This window comes from Paenibacillus shenyangensis (assembly GCF_000346635.1).
Classification (GTDB): Bacteria; Bacillota; Bacilli; order Paenibacillales; family Paenibacillaceae; genus Saccharibacillus; species Saccharibacillus dauci.
Genome location: NZ_AOIG01000006.1, coordinates 222,992 through 240,246, shown reverse-complemented (window position 1 = coordinate 240,246; position 17,255 = coordinate 222,992). Strand labels below are relative to the sequence as shown.

Below are 17,255 nucleotides of genomic sequence, written 5' to 3'. Positions count from 1 at the left end.
CATTAATGATAATATGAGAAAAGCCTGCAGACTTTAATCTGCAGGCTTTTTCGTATTTCAGATAAATGCAGGAATGCACCAAATATATTTTAATTAGTACACAAATATGTTAATCAATACAAGTACCATCCGGCTTATGGATGCATACTCCATTTCACGACTCCTCCCCGAGCATCAGCTGTATAGATTGCACCGTCACTATAAGCTCTGATGTCGGCATTCAGCAAAATATTACCGCTGGAAGAGGCGAAAATAGTTTGCAAATTCTGCGGATTCAAAACATAGGCGCTTTTTTGTAAAGTGAGCAGCAGATTACCATCGATCGTTTGGATCAAGGAGATTCCTTCCTCCGGCGGGCCAACCACACTTTGCTGTACTATCTGACTGTTCATGATATACAGGCTGATCGTATGGGAAGCAGGTTGGTATACAGCATAACCTGCACTCGATGCTGCAATCTGCGCATCAATTGAAATAAGACGTTTCCATAGAAGCTTACCCTTCAGCGAGAATCCGTACAGTTTATCTTGTGTAGAGCCAGCTTCGCGAATAATTATGGAACCGTCAGACAGGATAGTTTGCTGTTCGTCCATATCTTCATACAAAATAGTAGCTTTGGGCATTTGGCAGGTGTACTGCTGCTGACCGTTCTGGTTGTATACTGCCAGCTTGGAACCATAGGCGGTATCCCAGATGCCGCCGCGTCTAACCATGGGCGAGAGATCCATGAGGATATGCTCATTTTGGATACGGATTAACCGACCGGCGATTTGACTGCGATGTATCAGTTTGCCGCTGGCCTGGAAATGTAGCAATTCTGTATGATATATCCCTTTATTATCATAGCTGTACTGTACAGCAGCCAGAATAGAGTTGTCTTTCATCACAGATAGCTGCACGATATCCAGCCCATTCTGATGTGGAAGCGAGCGAGTCCAGTTTAATTTACCGGAACTGTTGATAGAATATAATTTGTAGGTGCTGTCCGTAAAATTCTGAAAAGCATATGTAGTACCATTAGCTGCAAAAGCAGTCTCGCTATAGATAGTAAAAGGGCCACCGGATTTGTGGAAATTATACGTCCATTTCACTTTGCCGGTATTCTCGTCCAATGCCTTCAGACTGTCCAATCTCCAATCGTACGATATTCTGGCCTTAGGAGTGTTATCGACCAGCTGCGTAACATAGGCATAGACCAGCTTCTTGGCAGGAACCGCATGAATAGTGCTGACAAAGGAATTGGACGCATGTCGTATCAGTACAGAGGGCGTTCTCAGATTGGACGATGTCCATGATTTGTGCAGTGCATTCATAGCTGTAAGCGATTTTGGAGAGGAGCTTGCTGGTAATGATGCTGCATTCGTTCCTGTAATAGAGGATTTAGCAATGCTATCTTTATCAGTAGCAGATACAGAAGATGCAGGAAGAGCAGAAGCATGGACAGCAGTAGAGGGAGTAAGCCACATGCTGCCGAGCAGGCCGGCTGTCACCAGACAGGAAGTCGTACGAGTAAAGAATGTTTGAAGCATATTGATTCCACCTTTATGTATTGAATTGTCGAATAGGTAAGCAGAGATGTTGCTGTAAGCAGGATAAGCTAATCCAGCTTATCCATGAACGACATCTACCTACCGGTTAGCAGACCCTGTTTATTTTAGAACAAAAAGGTAGAGTATTTAATATGGAAAAAGTGACAATCCTATTACTGAAATGATACCTGCCTATAAGAAAACAGGGAAGGGCAGTAGAGAGCGCAGCATAAACGGGCTAACAATACATTGTGTACAGTAGAAGATATGTGATCTAATTTAGAAGTATAGAAAAAGCCTGCAGAATCAGGTCTGCAGGCTTTTATATTCATTTTATTCTACCTCGATTGCCAATTGTGTTGCCTGTTCAATAAGTGCTAGATAACTGGCATTTACTTGGTCACTCATTTTCTGATACTTTTCATAATAACCCTCATCGTCGGTTTGCATATATTTGCTCATTAACTGCATCATATCGCTCGCTGTATTTCCCATATCCAGCGTGTGATTCCGAATAGAAACTACTTTTTCACGTACACTCGGATTGTCAATTTGAGGGATTGTCAGGGATTCAAGTCTTTGTAGGCGACTATCTATATTTTTGCGGTGAGAGGCTATTTGTGCCACTACTTTCTCAATTGTTGGTTCCTGCATCGTGGAGAGGTCAGCTGCTTGTTTCATTTCCTGACCGATATAATGCAGCATTTGTGTACATTCTTCTAAATATTGCAAAAGGTTATCACTTGCTTGCGTAGATAATTCGGATGCAGAGGTAGTTGGCTGCGATGGGCTGGGAGAATGATTCATCTCAACAGATGTGCTGGTCTCTACCGAAGTACTACTACCTGCAGAAACACTGGTCTCTACAGAGGTCGTTGTCTTCACGCTAGTAGAGATACTATTCGAATCTGGGGAGCTCTCCTGGACGGGAGGAGTACTGCTATTATCATTAAAATTATTGCTGCCAGCATTCTCGGTGTTGTACAGATCCTCTTCATTCTCGGCATAATTATCTATTGCGCCATTTGCGGTATTTCCGGTGGTGTCGGTATTCCATGTGGACGAGGAAGAAGAAGTCTCCGCCTGCTCTGTGGGCGCATCCTGCATATTTCCACAGCCAGCAAGAACAACAATTAGAGCAGCCGGTAAAATTAGATTTTTGAACAGTGTCATGATACACATCCTTATTGTTATAAAATAAATAGGGTAGCAGTACTACAGATACATAGACGTTATGTAATAGAACAAATCTGATTTAGAGCAGAGCTAATCATATCAAACGATAGGAAAGACTACAATTACTTTTACTATCACTCTATATCGGATATTTGCGATCATTTCATAAATATGAACAAGCAGTAAGTAGATAAATTGGCACCACATAACCGCTCATTCCCTAACTCATAGCCTTTATCCCATACGTCAAAAACCGTCACAACTTTGAATCAACAAAGTTATGACGGTTGGAGTCAATTTATCCTTAGGACATGCTATATGGTTTGGCAGCCGATAGGGTAGCGGGTTCGGAATGTGACGATTCCGAGGTTTCGCTATGCCATTCTTCTTCGCGTACGGTATGCAGCTCGTGTTTGTTCTGATGAAGTTCCTTGATCATATTCCGGTAAATAAAAGCTTCCTGCTGGGATAGGCCACTGCGGTTCTCTTTCAAAATCCAGTTCTCCACATTCTTCTTCAACATTTCACTTTTGCGTTCCAGTGCTTCGGTATAATTCAAGTATATTCATCCTCTCCGGTTTATGCTGTCAGATGGCAATCATAGTATGTAGTATGATCCCGATATAGAAGTCACATCCGACGTAACATTTACCATTATACGGCAAAGCTGCCGGGTGCCCAATCGGCATCTGCAGAGCTGAGTAACCATATTGCAGCTTGAGGATAGAAGAGAGGGAATCAGAAGATTCGTTCGAAAGAGTCCTCCCGTATGCTCGCTTTTGCTGTAATGAAGAGAATATTGCCTACATCTTATTAATTGTGCTGATAATTCGTTTATAATGTCATAGAGTAGCTACATTTAAACACCCAGAAAGGATGGACAAGATGAATAATCAAGTTTTTAAATGGATTATGGAAGAGCAGAGTAAAGTATAGAAAAAGTTCATGGAAACTTGTTCAACGAAACCGTGCGTGAATAAAGAAGACATAGACCAACAAGGCTGTCTGGAACGGTTGTATACATAAAAGAAGCAGACTGTGGAATCTGTTCGCAGTCTGCTTCTAGCTACAATAATATAAGATTACAAATAGATCTTCACAATCGAACTACTAATCACATAAATATCAGGCATTTCCCAATTCTTTGCGATTCTTGGCATACTCTGCTGTTGCTGTGAACAGTACATCCGAAGAAGAATTCAGTGCAGTCTCACAGGAATCCTGCAGTACACCAATGATAAATCCTGCGCCTACGACTTGAATGGCAATTTCATTCGGAATCCCGAACAGGCTGCATGCCAGCGGAATCAGCAGCAGGGAACCGCCAGCTACGCCGGACGCTCCCGCAGCGGCAACAGCAGATAACAGACTAAGTATAAAAGCTGTACCGATATCTACTTGAATACCCAGTGTATGGACAGCTGCCAGGGTTAACACGGAAATGGTCACCGCAGCACCAGCCATATTAATCGTGGCTCCCAGCGGAATAGAGACGGAATAACTGTCACGATCAAGTCCCAGCTTCTCACACAGCTTCATATTGACTGGAATATTAGCTGCCGAACTGCGTGTAAAGAAGGCGGTGAGTCCACTTTCTCTCAGGCAGCTGAATACAAGTGGATAGGGATTACGGCGAATATTTACATATACGATCAGCGGGTTCACTACCAGCGCCATAAACAGCATGCATCCAATGAGTACGAGCAGCAGTTTGCCGTAATCAAGCAGGGATGCCAGACCATTCGCTGTAATCGATTCATATACGAGCCCCATAATCCCCAGTGGTGCCAGATTAATGACCCATTTGACGATCAGGGACACAGCATCCGAGAAATTGGACAGCAGATTTTTGGTAGTATCTTTGGCATTTTTGAGAGCAAGACCAAGCATGATTGCCCAGGCAAGAATACCGATATAGTTGGCATTCATCAGTGCATTTACCGGATTGTCGACTACATTGAGCAGTAGACCTTTGAGCACTTCTACAATGCCTCCAGGCGGCGTCAGACCTTCAGCACTTTGGATCAAGGATAATTTTACAGGGAAGAGAAAGCTTGCGATTACCGCGATCAGACCAGCCAGAAAAGTACTTAATGCATATAGCACAATAATGGATTTCATATTGGTAGGCCGTCCCTTTTTATGCTGCGAGAGGGCAGACATCACGAGAAGGAATACCAGAATAGGCGCTATCGCCTTCAGTGCAGATACAAATAAGGAACCAAAGATACCAATTCCTGCAGCATGGGGAAAAGCCAAAGCCAGGATAATCCCGACTACAATTCCGATAAGTATTCGTTGGACCAGACTTACTTTATTCCATTTGTGCAGCAATGTCGCCATAATTCCCCTCCGGTTATCGTTAATCATATACCAACCTGCTTCACAGTGGTGAAGTAGGTTGGTAATTAGATATTAGTTTACCATGAAATTTTTCGTTTGCAATGAAAAATATAAGGTATAATCACTTCAAGCCAGACAGCAGGCTCGCACAGCCGATCCCAGAGCAGAATAACTTCAATTATGCATAGAAATACAGGAAGATTCATTATGAATGTAGCACGGTATTATGGAAGGACAAATACAACAAGGAGGAGGATGAAATGAAATTAATTATCCTGTCCGGACGGACCACAAGCAGTTGGCAACATGACTGTTGGACAGCATCTGGCTACCAAGACGGATATGAAGCTGTTTCATAATCATATGTCGATCGATCTGGTATGGTTGGAACAGGATCTGGTGAGCTCTCATGAGCAGTATTGGCTGAATTCACAGCCTGGAGAGCTGAGTGCGCCTCATTACCTGCAGATCAACAATACATATATCGACGCCGAAACCGCAGCGGAGATGATTATACAACATTTTGAATGGTAGATGGCTGCTTCTGTAGAGAAGCGCATCCCTATATTAACTAATACACAGGAGTGAATACATATGATCAAACGACCTGTATCGGTCGCTATTATGTCTGTACTAATTATGGCTATCGGTTTCCTCAATCTAATCCTGACCTCTATGATGATCAGCCGCGATGTACCGATCAAAGGAATTATTTTCGCAGATACCCCTGAACTGGTAGCTGTAATGCTGGCCTATGCGGGCGGTGCACTGCTATTCATAGGAGGAATTCTGGCTTTTAGAGGAATGCATGTGGGCAGGATGTTTATTGTAATCTGGTGTATTCTTTCTTTGCTGCTGTATGCGGATTCCATCATCCCGAGAGTAGTATATCTGGTTGTTATTTTCCTGACTTTATTCAACAGATCGGCTAACCCATTTTTCAAATCCAAAAGATAAGAGGTGCTGGAAATGAGTGAATTTACTGCTGGGAATATAATACTCGCTGCACACAAAGAAATGGTTAAAGATCAACTGCCATCAGGAACGGCTATTTATCGTTTGAATGATAAGTGGATCACCTGGCTAACCAAGGATGACGGTCATATAGCCGATCATAATCACAAGGCTCCAGCATATATATATCGTGTCTCGGATAGAGTACCTGTACTTTATTTTTATAACGCTGAAGATCACTGGTGGGGGTACCAGGTGTTTGATCAGGGCAAGGAAATAGCGAGGTTGCATTTTTCTTTTGAATATGAGGATGAGCTGGTATATAAGATAGCCAAAAAGCGATATCCGGAATCCAGTTCGAGTGATTTATTATTCAGTGGAAAGCTGGAAGATTTGTATACAGAATTAAAAGAAAGCAATATTTTTGAAGAGGAGTTTAAACGGGTATTTGATGATTGCAATACAGAAGCATTTCGATTGTTTGGATGCAACGACGAGCAAATAAACCAGCTGAACAATATTCTGAATATCGATTATATTGAAAATGGTATAGAAAAGAATATGAGTCTGGCAGAAGAGTTCAAATCGATTATCGGCATTCCGGAAATGTTTTTTGTTAGATATGATCGAGTTCTCGAATCCAAAGAATATGAAGAACTTCTCTAAAATCATTCAAGAATACAAAGTGCAAGCTCATTTAATTATCAAAGGAGCTAAATGATGTCCTATAATGTCCATGTTACAAAAGCCTTGAGTTGGTGGCATAGTGAGCAACATCCCATTACGGAAGCTGACCTTGAACAGGTAAAGTCCTGGATCGATCTATTGCCTATCACCTATACAAAAGGACGTCTTACTCTGGAAGGAGCCAATAATGAAGTGATGGGAATATTAATTGCTATTGCTGAGCAGATCGGAGCCCGTGTTCAGGGAGATGAAGGTGAAATATATGAAGGAGATTATCCTATTGCCCCCCAAATGCTAGTCGAGCTTGAACGGAGCAAATCCATCTATGTCAGTCCAGAGCTGCCAGCAACCAATGAATACATCGAATCACTCATTATAGGCTCGGAACTGCTGCATCCCAAGTATGGACCAGGAATAGTGATGGAGATCATTAATGAACAAACGGATAAAGAACTGATTGTGTTCTTCCCATCCATAGGCGCAACCAAATGGATCTTGGCCTACCATGCCAAACTTATTATGCCAGGCGAATAAAAGATCCCGTAGATGATGTGATTGAGAAAATGAAGTATATTGCATCCAGACTGCAAGCAAAAGTCCAGGGGAAGAGAACGAAGAATACTGAAGTAATTACTCACTTACCCGAAAAGGAGGAATGTTCTCATGAAACTCGTCATCCTGTTGGGCCCGCAGGCAGTAGGCAAAATGACCGTAGGACAGCATCTGGCTGCCAAGACGAATATGAAGCTATTCCACAATCATATGTCTATTGATCTGGTATCCCATTTTTTCGATTACGGTACCCCTGCTGGCAAACGGCTCGTGAATCTAATCCGGCGCGAGATTTTCGAAGAAGTTTCTCGGAGCGATCTGGAAGGTCTGATTTTCACCTATGTATGGGCGTTCGATCTGCAGAGTGACTGGGATTACATAGAACAGGTAGCTGCATTATTTGAAAGTAGAGGCGGGACGGTCTATTACGTCGAGCTCGAAGCAGACATGGAGCAGAGAATCCAGCGTAACAAGACGGAAAACCGGCTTCAGCACAAACTCACCAAGCGCGATATCCAGTGGTCGGAAAAGGATCTGATCGAGACCCATGAGCAGTATCGATTGAATTCATTGCCTGGCGAGATACAGAAGACAAATTACCTGAGAATCAACAACACCGATATTGGCGCAGAAGCCGTAGCAGAAATGATTATAAGCAGGTTTGCAATGTAACCGTTCAATATCAAATAGAGCTCAATTAGCCCGAAAGGATGACTTCTATTGATTATTGCAAAAGCAGAGCAATCCCATCTCCATCAAGTAACAAGTCTCGCTATACAGCTGTGGCCGGACAATATAGAGTCAGAACTTCGTGCAGACTTTGCGGAAATACTGGATTCTTCGACGGATATTGTATATCTGGCAAAGGCAGAGGAATTGAGTATTGGCTTTATTCATATGTCCCTCCGGCATGACTATGTAGAAGGCTCCGATTCCAGTCCTGTCGGTTATGTAGAAGGCATTTACGTTGATCCAGCCTTTCGTCACAGAGGAATATCCACCAGACTGCTGGCAGCAGGTGAAGAGTGGTCCAGATCAATGGGATGCAGCCAGATTGCTTCGGACACTGAGCTCGATAATCTTGGTAGCCAGAAGTTCCACAAGAAGCTGGGATTCGAGGAAGCCAATATAATAGTGGCTTTTATCAAAAACTTGAGCTGATTACTGGGAACTGCAACGAGCATCATAAGCTGATGAATGACGATGAGGATAAGGAGCGGGTCAGTATGGGAGTCAGCAAAAAAGGCAAAAGAAAAATTATTTGTCTAAATAGAGACTTTTATTGGTATGTTACGCCGGATTGGGAAGATGCAGGTCAGGTTAAGCTGCATATTATCTCCGAAGACAAACAATTTATAGCTGCATATAATGTGGGTCAATCCTCCCAGCCGGATAGTGCTCCCTTTATTGTCATTCAAGGCAAACAGTTTGAAGGAATTGTGATGGAGAATGGATGTTATAAAAGAATACTGACTCCTGTATGGGAGGATGATACCGTTATTACACCAGACATAGTAGCAAGAATTATTGTCTGGTGTTTTTCTGTAAAAGAAGTAGTGACCCTCGCAGATTAAAATTATCAGCTGATAGATTGTAATGCGACAGATGTAATCCATAAATCATAAACAAAGAAGGTGATTGGCTTGTCAAAGTTAGCGATATGCTTGCTGGGGATTATATTACTATGCAGCTGTTCAACCCAAACTGTTATAGAACCGGACGTTTTGGCTTGGGGAACGTCCAGAGAAAAAGTCGAGCAGACCGTAAATATGGATCTGATCGAGAAAACAAAAAACGAATTAAAATACAATACTCCTACCGATATAGGAGAAAAAGCGGAAATCTATTATTCATTTGATGACAAGAATAACGGTTTGCAAGCTTTTACCAAAATTATTGATTTTAAATACACTTCGAAAATTGATCATCAGAAGCGGCTGGAAAATCTGAATCTGGTCTATGAGCAGTACAAGAATAAATATGGTCCTGGTACATATACTAAAGACAAAGAGTTCGAGGGATATAGTTGGGAGCTTGAAGACAAACTGGTTAGAGTTATATTGTCTGAGGGGACTCCTGAATCTGTGTTCGTTGCTTACTACAATCCCGATTATGTAAAAAAACTTCAAAGTCATAGAAAGTCATCCTATAAAACAACATTCAGTGAATGAATAGCGCTACTTCATCGGAAAGGAAGCTACAAATGCCGGAATACTCTCATATTCAAACTTACATACCCTGTGATAAAAAGAGTTACAAAGATATATTCCGCTCCTTTGTATCCGTGCTCATCAAGCTCAATATCGATCCTGCATACATCCTGGACCTTTTGGAAGAGGAAGTTACAGATAAGGACTTTATGTACAAAGGTAGCAGCACGGCTACCCAGGAGTACGTATATCAAGAGCATACTATACATGTGCGTCCATATATTATGGGCTGGACTCCGGCAGTTATACCGGAACTTACCACGAACTGGATGGAGAGGGCTATCCTGTTATGGACAGAAGAGATTGAAATGGATCATGTAACAGGTGAAATAAAAGAAACGTACAGATCGCTGTTGTGGCAGATGATGTGTGCTTTGGCAGAAGAGTTCACTCAAACCGGCGTTTATTTCACAAATGAAGTGACAGATGGTTTACCATGGGAAGCTATCGTAAAGAAGCAGTATGAGAGCTTGTATGTATTTGATGCAGCGATCATTCCCAAATCGTTACATACAGTGTACAAAGATTTGGATGAAGAACAATTTATGCATATGCAAACGGATGACCATTTGTATATTGCTGACAAAGCCATTTGGAAAGAAGCACCCTAGGATCTGAAAAATGAATCCTCTTAAAAGTATAGCTGGATGATACGCATAGTATTCCTTGGTTAAATGAACAATGTCTTTTCGAGGATCAAAGTCTGATAGATTCCATAAGATCGAATATCGTCAAATTAAAGGTTTTGTTTATTCGATCGAATAATGACTGAAGAAAGGTATATATTAGAATTCTAAATTGTAATGATAAGTTGAAGTTATAAGGAAAGGTGATCGTAATGGGAAATGCGGTGTCGTTACCTAACGTCTATAATAAGGTTGTGGAATCCATACATATGTCTAATGGACTGACCGCAGTATTTATTGAGGTATTAGTAATTAGCGGATCCATGCTGGCAACAACTGTACGGGAAAAGGAATTGGTTATTTGGTTTGCAGAGAAAGATCAATCCAGCGTAGGAAGAGGAACAGTAGGTTTTGATGTGGATGATATACCTTGGACTGTAGATGGTTTTCAGTATGAAAAACAGTTTATCCTGCATATGATCTCTAATGCAGTAGCTGAAATAGGATGGGAGAAATTGGATTATACCCCTAACAAAGATATAGTAACAAGCTGTCTTAAACAATTTGCTCAAATGATTGAAATGTTTGAGCAACAACATGTAGATATTGATAATTATATAGAATGGCGTGATTGCGAATTATTGGACGGTGAACCTGGAATTCCTATAGGATATCCAAGATGCCAAAAACATGATATTTATTTAACGTGTTTTGGATGTCTACTTTGTAATGATCATTGATTGAAACTGTATATTCATATCATAATAGTACTTACTAAGTAATTATCAAATTAAAATAAAAATAAATGAAATTTTAGAGGTGCATTTTCGTGAAGAAGAATAATAAATATTTGCTGAAATTATGGGTTCCCATTGTATTACTTATCACTTTTGGAAGTATGAGTCTGTTATTAGGAATGGTCAAAGATCCCTTCATCTTAATAGGACCATTCATGCTAATTGTGGTTCTTTTTATCATCAAATTCAGAATGGGCAAAAAGCTTATAAATGCGCTTCAAAAAGATACACCTGAACCATTCATTAGGGCAATGATCGCCCCGGCAAAAAGAATTTCTCAAAAAGATATTCGAGAAGCTTCTCTGGCCTATAATACTGCTTTGGCATACGTCATTTATGGTCAATATGAAGAAGCTGTACAAATCATGGACAATATCAATTGGGGGACCAAAGAGCCTATATATCAAGCTCTGCCTCATAATATCCGAAGCTTAATACACTATTTTTCAGGTGAGATTACGGCGGGGTTAGCGAGTGCGCGAAAAGCGAGAGCACTCGCTTCAGTATCCGTTTTTCCAGGAGCTAAAAAAAGTATGGAAACCTATGATACATATGTAGAAATAGGACAAATTTTAAGTGGGATTAATATCGACGAGCATATTAACAATATCCAAATCAAGTATGAGAAGCTGCCATTGCTCCCCAAATTAATTGCTTCTTGGGGTCTGTTAAATGGATATGCTCAGCAGCATGATATGAATAAGAGTCGCATTATGCTCGAATATTGCCAATCCATCGCTCCCCACTGCAAACCACTTCATCTCACCCAAGAAAGCTCCCCACCAGCTTCTATCTTGTTATAGAGTAAGCAGCAAAATGATAGAGAAATAGATGGAGAAAATAACTATAAAATGTATGGCAGAGTTAGGACTTTGAGATGTACATCATCTTAAAGTCTTTTTTATTAGAGAAATCGTGTTCGAATTTTATAGCAAGTGATACTATAGGAACAATAAGATTAAAAAAACTTATACAATTAACACTTATATTCCTTCTAAAATAGAGAACAAACTGCAGGTTATTTTGTCTTAGTTCCATATGGGGATTTGTTATTAAAGTAATATGAAAGTTGATTTCTCAAGTCATTTGGAACTATATATAAGATAACATTCACGCTATGGATAGCCTTCCTTTTAAGAGGCATTGCGAAGATAGAATTTGAAAGCTATATCCGTTTAAAGAGAAACGATTGGAAGGCCTATTTAAATACATAAGCATAAGGAGCAAGAAGAATCGGAGAAGACGTATTTATCAGATGACATAATATGCACACTATAGGCATTCATTCTTTGTTTGGCATTTGCCGGATACTCCACATAACTCGGTTCATGAATATGTAAACGTCAGATGAAATCGTCTAAATTCAGTGGAAATCATATTTGGGAGGTGGAGTTCAATGATGCTTAAAGAAATTGTTCCAGTTTTACGGATTTTTGATGTAAATAAAGCAAAAGAGTTCTATTTAGATTATTTAGAATTTAAACTAGATTGGGAACATCGATTTGATCCTAAATCACCTTTATATATGCAACTATCTAAGCATGATATTAAGATACATTTAAGTGAACATTATGGAGATTGTAGTCCAGGAGCAGCCCTTAGAATTAAGGTGATCGGAATTGAAGAAATTTATAAAAATCTAATAGGAAAACAACACAATTATTCGAAGCCTGGATTAGAAAGTACACCTTGGAAAAGTGAAGAATGTTGTTTGATTGATCCATTTGGAAACAGAATTATTTACTTCGAAGAGCAAGATCCGTAATACAAATCTTAATGTGAGAATAACTGAAGAAGTCGATGGCACTATCTACAAATGTATTCATGTATCCCAATCCATCCGATAACATGATATTCACATTGTGGGGGATCGAGCCTCTTGCTTTGTCCAACGATATGAGCTGAAAATAGTTTAGGCGAAACTTACCAAAACGATTAGATGAGGAGCTGGATATAGATGATTATTAGAGAAATGAAGCTCGAAGAGGCAGAGAAAATCAAAGAAATTGATCGATCAGAAAAAATTGATTTGATCTATGAGAACAGTGATGCAGGACTGAAGGAAGTTAGCACCGATCATGAATGCCCAACATGGGATACTAGGGAGTTAGATCAATTGTTAGAAAGGTTCAGAATTGAAATAACAGCGGGTGGGATAGCTTATGGAGCATTTGAGAACGACTGCCTTATCGGTTTTGGTGTTTTAGGTCACAAATTAAGAGGAAAAAATAAAGACCAGCTGCAAATAGATCTCATGTACGTAACAAGAAGTTTTAGAAGGAAAGGAATAGGCAAACAATTAATGAATGAGTTAAGCAAAGAAGCCAAAAACAGAGGTGCTAAATTCTTGTATATTTCCTCAACGGAGACAGAGTCGGCAGTGAATTTCTACCAAAACTGTGGAAGTGAATTGACAGACGAAATAGATCAAGAATTATTTGATTTAGAACCCAATGATATACATATGTTAAAAAGACTTTGAAAGTAACGTAGGTTATAATATCCACGTTGCGTTCATACGCCGGACACTCGATATGCATCGGGTCGTGAATACAGGAACGTTAAGCGCAACTTCTGAACAGTATATTTTAAGAAGATTGAGCAACTGATTTGAGCACGAGGCAATCATTTAATAAGTTGTAAGTCTGCTAAATGTTAAAGTGTATTCAATAATTCATTATGGAGGGAATAAATGGAATTCAAGGACAAGGCTAAAGAAAATAATGAGATGAACATCTCTAAAGATTCAAAGATATTTTTAGAACTAAGAGAAATCGTTAACCGATTTGATCCTGTAAGTTTAGTGAAAAATGGTGCTCCAGATGATGAACATGATCGTTTAACTACAGAAATATTAGAATTGCTTCTTCAAGAGTCGATGGAAGAGATTCGAGATCTTTTGATTAATTGTAACGTATGGTATGGATATGATCCCAATGATATTAAAGAAGAATACAGAGAAAGATATAACCAAAAGATTGATCAAACACATAAAGATATTTTAAATTGGTATGCCACGAAGAAAATAAAAATTAGAAGCTAAAAAAATTAGAAGCTAAAATAGTATAGAACTAATGAAGTCAATTCAGGAAGTCGGAAGCAGCGCTTAGCATAATATCCACGTTGCAGACATGGGCCTTAAGCTGATGTTCGCCATAAAATCGACATGCGCTTAGTTAGTGAATACAAGAGTATTAGGCGAAGTGCCCGGAAATCTATTCTACGAGGTGTTTCAAGATGAAGGAGCCACATAGAATTATTCGTGATTCTTCTAAAGACATTTCTACAAAACTAGATGAACTAGTCAATGATTTTTGGGAATGGTCAAAATCCCAAAAACATGAATATGAATGGGAAACGGAATACGATAATTGGACAACAATACATACTATATTTTCAGAATTGATAGAAACGACAGGACCCTCATATTGGTCTCAAAGAACAATCCATAACTTACTCTATATAATTGCAAGAGATAATGAATGTGAAATTCTAATTAATAAGTTATGTGAAAGGCCAAAAAGTCTTCTGTTTTTAGCTCAGGAGGGTTTATTTCATCCCGACCTGGATGTGAGATGGCAGTTAGCGCATTATCTTATAAAAATATCTGAGCGCTATTCAGAAGCTGAAGAAATCATTCTTAAATTTGCTGATGATCGGGATGAGTATGTCCGAAGAAGAGCATTGTTAGCTCTTGGATATATTAAATCTCAGTATGCTGAAGAAAAAGCCATAATTGTATGGAATACGAACTTGGAATATCAAAGAATTGCCGCTCTGGAAGTGTTATACCAAATAAAATCGAAAAAACTTGAACACTACCTAAAGTTAGCACTAAATAGTGAGTTTGAGTATGTGAGATCAAATGCAGAAAGAATAATAAATGACTTCATATAGAAGCTTTGAATAAGATTGTTACATCTCATAATATCCAATCAAAATATAAATTGTGTAACCTTGGTTCTGTCAGAAGTGGTGAGCAGAGAAGCGAAAACAGGAGGACATCTTTGCGAAATTAAGTGGCGAAGCACCCGGTTCTATAAGCACATTGAAGTAAATATGAGAGATCAAGTGATTCTAGATTATGATCTAATGATCTATCTAATTAAAAAATTGGAAAATGAGCTGTGAATGTAAATCTAAAAAGTGAAGATGATTCGTTTGATACAAGGAATCATCATGGCTGAACGGAACTTCAAGTTTTAAAGTCAGAAAGAGATTTTTTTAATAACTAATCACAACCAATACAATGAATTTATTAAAGGGGGAGCTAAGAAATGCAAAAAATAGTAAAGGTAATATGGATTATAGCGGTTGTGATTGCAGGGTTGGCGTTGATGTGGTTTATGTCTTTGGTAATTGATGATAGAAATATGATTGGACCTGCAGGCCCTTTCATTCTTTATTTCATCTGGTTTCCACTTCTAGCTTTTTTTATTATATCCATAGTGCTTTTGATTAAAAATAAGATGCCATTTGGAATAGTTTCTCAGATCATGCTAGTTTTGTTTTTGGTTATAGTTTCATTTGTTTTTTCTGCAACACTTCTTCGGGAGCCACAGTATGAAAAATTAATGCAAGAAATCGATGAAAAAAATCAGCAATATTTAGAGCAAATGAGGCAAGTTACGATTGATGGAAAGTACGAATACTCTTTTTATTTAGTTGGAAGGCTAACCGACAGTCCACATGCACATATCGCTGTTCGTAACTTAACTAACAACGACGAAAAAAGTATTACCATAGATCTAAACTTTGAAGGAATTGGAGCGGTGGAACAACTTTCTCCAAGCGTCAGATTAATTAAACTTGCTCCAACAGATAAAGAAGATATTTATACATTAACTACAACGCCCCAATTAAAAGATGAAATAGAAGTTTTTAAAGTGAATATGGAAACAGAGATGTCAAAAAAAATTAAGTGATAAGGAGAGATATCATATAGAACTAATGAGATTGCACGAATTAAAGCAACGAAATTATTTTGAGCTTTTTCCAGGTGTACTATTTAAAGGTTATGGTAATGAAGAATCTATTTATATAGATGATGAGTCTTTCAGTTTTATAACTCCAGCAATTCAAAAGGGATTTGAATCCTATAGGGTTTTTGAAAGGTTCGAAATTGGAAAAAGTCAATGGCATTCGATTATAAAAGAATTACTAAACTTAAGAGATATAATTGATCGTAAAGATCGAATCAGATTGAAAGCTTATATTTCAACATTTTTTTGGCAAGAATCAGTTTTAGAATGGAAATTGGAAGAGTATGAAAAGATAGATGTTTTAAAACTAATGAGATTTATTGAAGATCTAATCGAATGGATTGAGAGCCAACTTGAAGACAATGATGTCATTACTTTAATTGGACTATAAGACTGGAAAGACTCTCATGAAAATGTCAGCATCTGATAGTGTAGTATTCACGCTAATGTATGTAGCCTGATCCGGTATTCGCCATATACCCAACATACGTCGGATCGTAAATATAAGTAATTATCTAAAGTGCGCTAAATCTTATACAAGAAAAGAGAGTTAGCAGAAATGAATACAAAAGAAATCAGAAATTGGATCAGTACAGAAAATTTATTGGATCAAACGTTTCAAGGATTTTGGATATCTATGAGTGAGGAGAGAAGAAATGAAATTTGGAATCAACAACTATGAGCCAAACTTTTATAAATCGAGTTCTGAAATCATACAGAGCTTTTCTTCTCAATTACTAAGATTAAAAGAGCAGCACATCATAAATATATATACCATGTGGGACAAGATCAATGAAGAATGGAATGACGATGCTCCAATTATTCTGGAATTCACTGCTTTCAATTTGGAAGTATGCAACTACAAGCTAGAGGAATTGGCTTTATCTATAAATTTAATCAATATTCATCAAGAGATTGAGAAATATGATTTTGAGGAGTTTGGAAAGTTTGAATATGAGTGGCGTAAAAGACCGGAAGAAGTTCTCAAATTTAATCGAGCTACAATTATTGGTATGGAGATTATTGAGTATAAATTTGAGTCAACCTTAATAGCTAGTCAGTCCGTCACAGAAGAGATCAGTCAAACAACTTCAAACTGGATTTTAAACGGAATAGGCTTTATAACTTCCAAAGGCTACTTTTCTATTTGTAATGGCTTAGATACAAACCGGATAAGCCATTTCAGAGAAGAAGGAGACTATTTAAGATATATCAAGGTCTTTTAGTATTTCAAGAATGAACATAGCATCATTTTACTTAATATCCACGCTGCAGACATTCGTCGCGCGTGAATACAGGAACATCATAGGAAATCAGCTCACACTATAAAAGTCCACTGATTATCCAATGCCTGGAATTTAGTTACTAACGGGCAAGTCATAATACAAGTTAATGGCTT

21 protein-coding genes and 1 pseudogene are annotated in these 17,255 nt (G+C 38.8%); 18 read left to right on the top strand and 4 right to left on the bottom strand.

All coding sequences use genetic code 11. From position 1 onward, the window contains the following. Positions 1-134: 134 nt before the first annotated feature. The 4 genes from H065_RS0105265 to sstT all read right to left on the bottom strand — a co-directional run bounded on the left by H065_RS0105265 (position 135) and on the right by sstT (position 5,048). Positions 135-1,529, bottom strand: a complete 1,395-nt coding sequence (locus H065_RS0105265; RefSeq protein ID WP_017811977.1) for a PQQ-binding-like beta-propeller repeat protein — start codon at positions 1,527-1,529, stop codon at positions 135-137. 333 nt (positions 1,530-1,862) lie between these two features. Then, entirely contained in the window at positions 1,863-2,702 is an 840-nt protein-coding gene (locus H065_RS0105260; RefSeq protein WP_017811976.1) for a hypothetical protein, read from the bottom strand. Positions 2,703-3,009: 307 nt separating this feature from the next. After that, positions 3,010-3,264, bottom strand: coding sequence for a hypothetical protein (locus H065_RS0105255; protein WP_017811975.1), 255 nt, complete (start codon positions 3,262-3,264; stop codon positions 3,010-3,012). Positions 3,265-3,830: 566 nt separating this feature from the next. After that, complete coding sequence (sstT, locus tag H065_RS0105250) at positions 3,831-5,048, bottom strand: serine/threonine transporter SstT (RefSeq protein ID WP_017811974.1); 1,218 nt, start codon at positions 5,046-5,048, stop codon at positions 3,831-3,833. 306 nt (positions 5,049-5,354) lie between these two features. Here sstT and H065_RS28545 point away from each other — a divergent pair. The 18 genes and pseudogenes from H065_RS28545 to H065_RS0105160 form a co-directional block, all read left to right on the top strand. Continuing rightward, a pseudogene (locus H065_RS28545) lies at positions 5,355-5,429 on the top strand (shikimate kinase); the annotation flags it as partial. A 213-nt stretch (positions 5,430-5,642) separates the two neighbouring features. Continuing rightward, complete coding sequence (locus tag H065_RS0105240) at positions 5,643-6,005, top strand: hypothetical protein (protein WP_017811972.1); 363 nt, start codon at positions 5,643-5,645, stop codon at positions 6,003-6,005. A gap of 12 nt (positions 6,006-6,017) precedes the next feature. Continuing rightward, a complete protein-coding gene (locus H065_RS25270; RefSeq protein WP_017811971.1) occupies positions 6,018-6,668 on the top strand; it encodes a hypothetical protein in 651 nt (216 codons plus the stop codon). Between the two features lie 51 nt (positions 6,669-6,719). Next, positions 6,720-7,223, top strand: a complete 504-nt coding sequence (locus H065_RS0105230; RefSeq protein WP_152425808.1) for a hypothetical protein — start codon at positions 6,720-6,722, stop codon at positions 7,221-7,223. Positions 7,224-7,352: 129 nt separating this feature from the next. Beyond that, the gene (locus H065_RS0105225; RefSeq protein WP_017811969.1) at positions 7,353-7,913 is read left to right on the top strand and encodes a DEAD/DEAH box helicase family protein; all 561 of its coding nucleotides are present in this window, start codon (positions 7,353-7,355) and stop codon (positions 7,911-7,913) included. A 48-nt stretch (positions 7,914-7,961) separates the two neighbouring features. Further along, positions 7,962-8,402 (top strand): aminoglycoside 6'-N-acetyltransferase, encoded by a 441-nt coding sequence (gene aac(6'), locus H065_RS0105220; protein ID WP_017811968.1) that lies wholly within the window; start codon positions 7,962-7,964, stop codon positions 8,400-8,402. Between the two features lie 32 nt (positions 8,403-8,434). After that, complete coding sequence (locus H065_RS0105215) at positions 8,435-8,815, top strand: hypothetical protein (protein ID WP_238557891.1); 381 nt, start codon at positions 8,435-8,437, stop codon at positions 8,813-8,815. A 69-nt stretch (positions 8,816-8,884) separates the two neighbouring features. Continuing rightward, a complete protein-coding gene (locus H065_RS0105210) occupies positions 8,885-9,412 on the top strand; it encodes a hypothetical protein (protein ID WP_152425807.1) in 528 nt (175 codons plus the stop codon). A gap of 263 nt (positions 9,413-9,675) precedes the next feature. Continuing rightward, complete coding sequence (locus H065_RS27670; protein WP_238557890.1) at positions 9,676-10,062, top strand: hypothetical protein; 387 nt, start codon at positions 9,676-9,678, stop codon at positions 10,060-10,062. A gap of 284 nt (positions 10,063-10,346) precedes the next feature. Continuing rightward, the gene (locus tag H065_RS0105200; protein ID WP_238557889.1) at positions 10,347-10,817 is read left to right on the top strand and encodes a hypothetical protein; all 471 of its coding nucleotides are present in this window, start codon (positions 10,347-10,349) and stop codon (positions 10,815-10,817) included. 89 nt (positions 10,818-10,906) lie between these two features. After that, complete coding sequence (locus H065_RS0105195) at positions 10,907-11,677, top strand: hypothetical protein (protein WP_017811963.1); 771 nt, start codon at positions 10,907-10,909, stop codon at positions 11,675-11,677. A 593-nt stretch (positions 11,678-12,270) separates the two neighbouring features. Then, positions 12,271-12,639 carry a glyoxalase superfamily protein gene (locus H065_RS0105190; RefSeq protein WP_017811962.1) on the top strand — a complete coding sequence of 123 codons (369 nt, stop codon included), beginning with the start codon at positions 12,271-12,273 and terminating at the stop codon, positions 12,637-12,639. Positions 12,640-12,831: 192 nt separating this feature from the next. Next, positions 12,832-13,356 (top strand): GNAT family N-acetyltransferase, encoded by a 525-nt coding sequence (locus H065_RS0105185; RefSeq protein WP_017811961.1) that lies wholly within the window; start codon positions 12,832-12,834, stop codon positions 13,354-13,356. Positions 13,357-13,566: 210 nt separating this feature from the next. Beyond that, a complete protein-coding gene (locus tag H065_RS0105180; protein ID WP_017811960.1) occupies positions 13,567-13,917 on the top strand; it encodes a hypothetical protein in 351 nt (116 codons plus the stop codon). 194 nt (positions 13,918-14,111) lie between these two features. Next, the gene (locus tag H065_RS0105175) at positions 14,112-14,771 is read left to right on the top strand and encodes a HEAT repeat domain-containing protein (protein WP_017811959.1); all 660 of its coding nucleotides are present in this window, start codon (positions 14,112-14,114) and stop codon (positions 14,769-14,771) included. A 380-nt stretch (positions 14,772-15,151) separates the two neighbouring features. After that, positions 15,152-15,799 (top strand): bacteriocin-associated integral membrane family protein, encoded by a 648-nt coding sequence (locus H065_RS0105170; RefSeq protein WP_017811958.1) that lies wholly within the window; start codon positions 15,152-15,154, stop codon positions 15,797-15,799. Positions 15,800-15,824: 25 nt separating this feature from the next. Next, positions 15,825-16,247 (top strand): hypothetical protein, encoded by a 423-nt coding sequence (locus H065_RS0105165; RefSeq protein WP_017811957.1) that lies wholly within the window; start codon positions 15,825-15,827, stop codon positions 16,245-16,247. A gap of 265 nt (positions 16,248-16,512) precedes the next feature. Continuing rightward, positions 16,513-17,082 carry a hypothetical protein gene (locus H065_RS0105160; RefSeq protein WP_017811956.1) on the top strand — a complete coding sequence of 190 codons (570 nt, stop codon included), beginning with the start codon at positions 16,513-16,515 and terminating at the stop codon, positions 17,080-17,082. Positions 17,083-17,255: the final 173 nt, after the last annotated feature.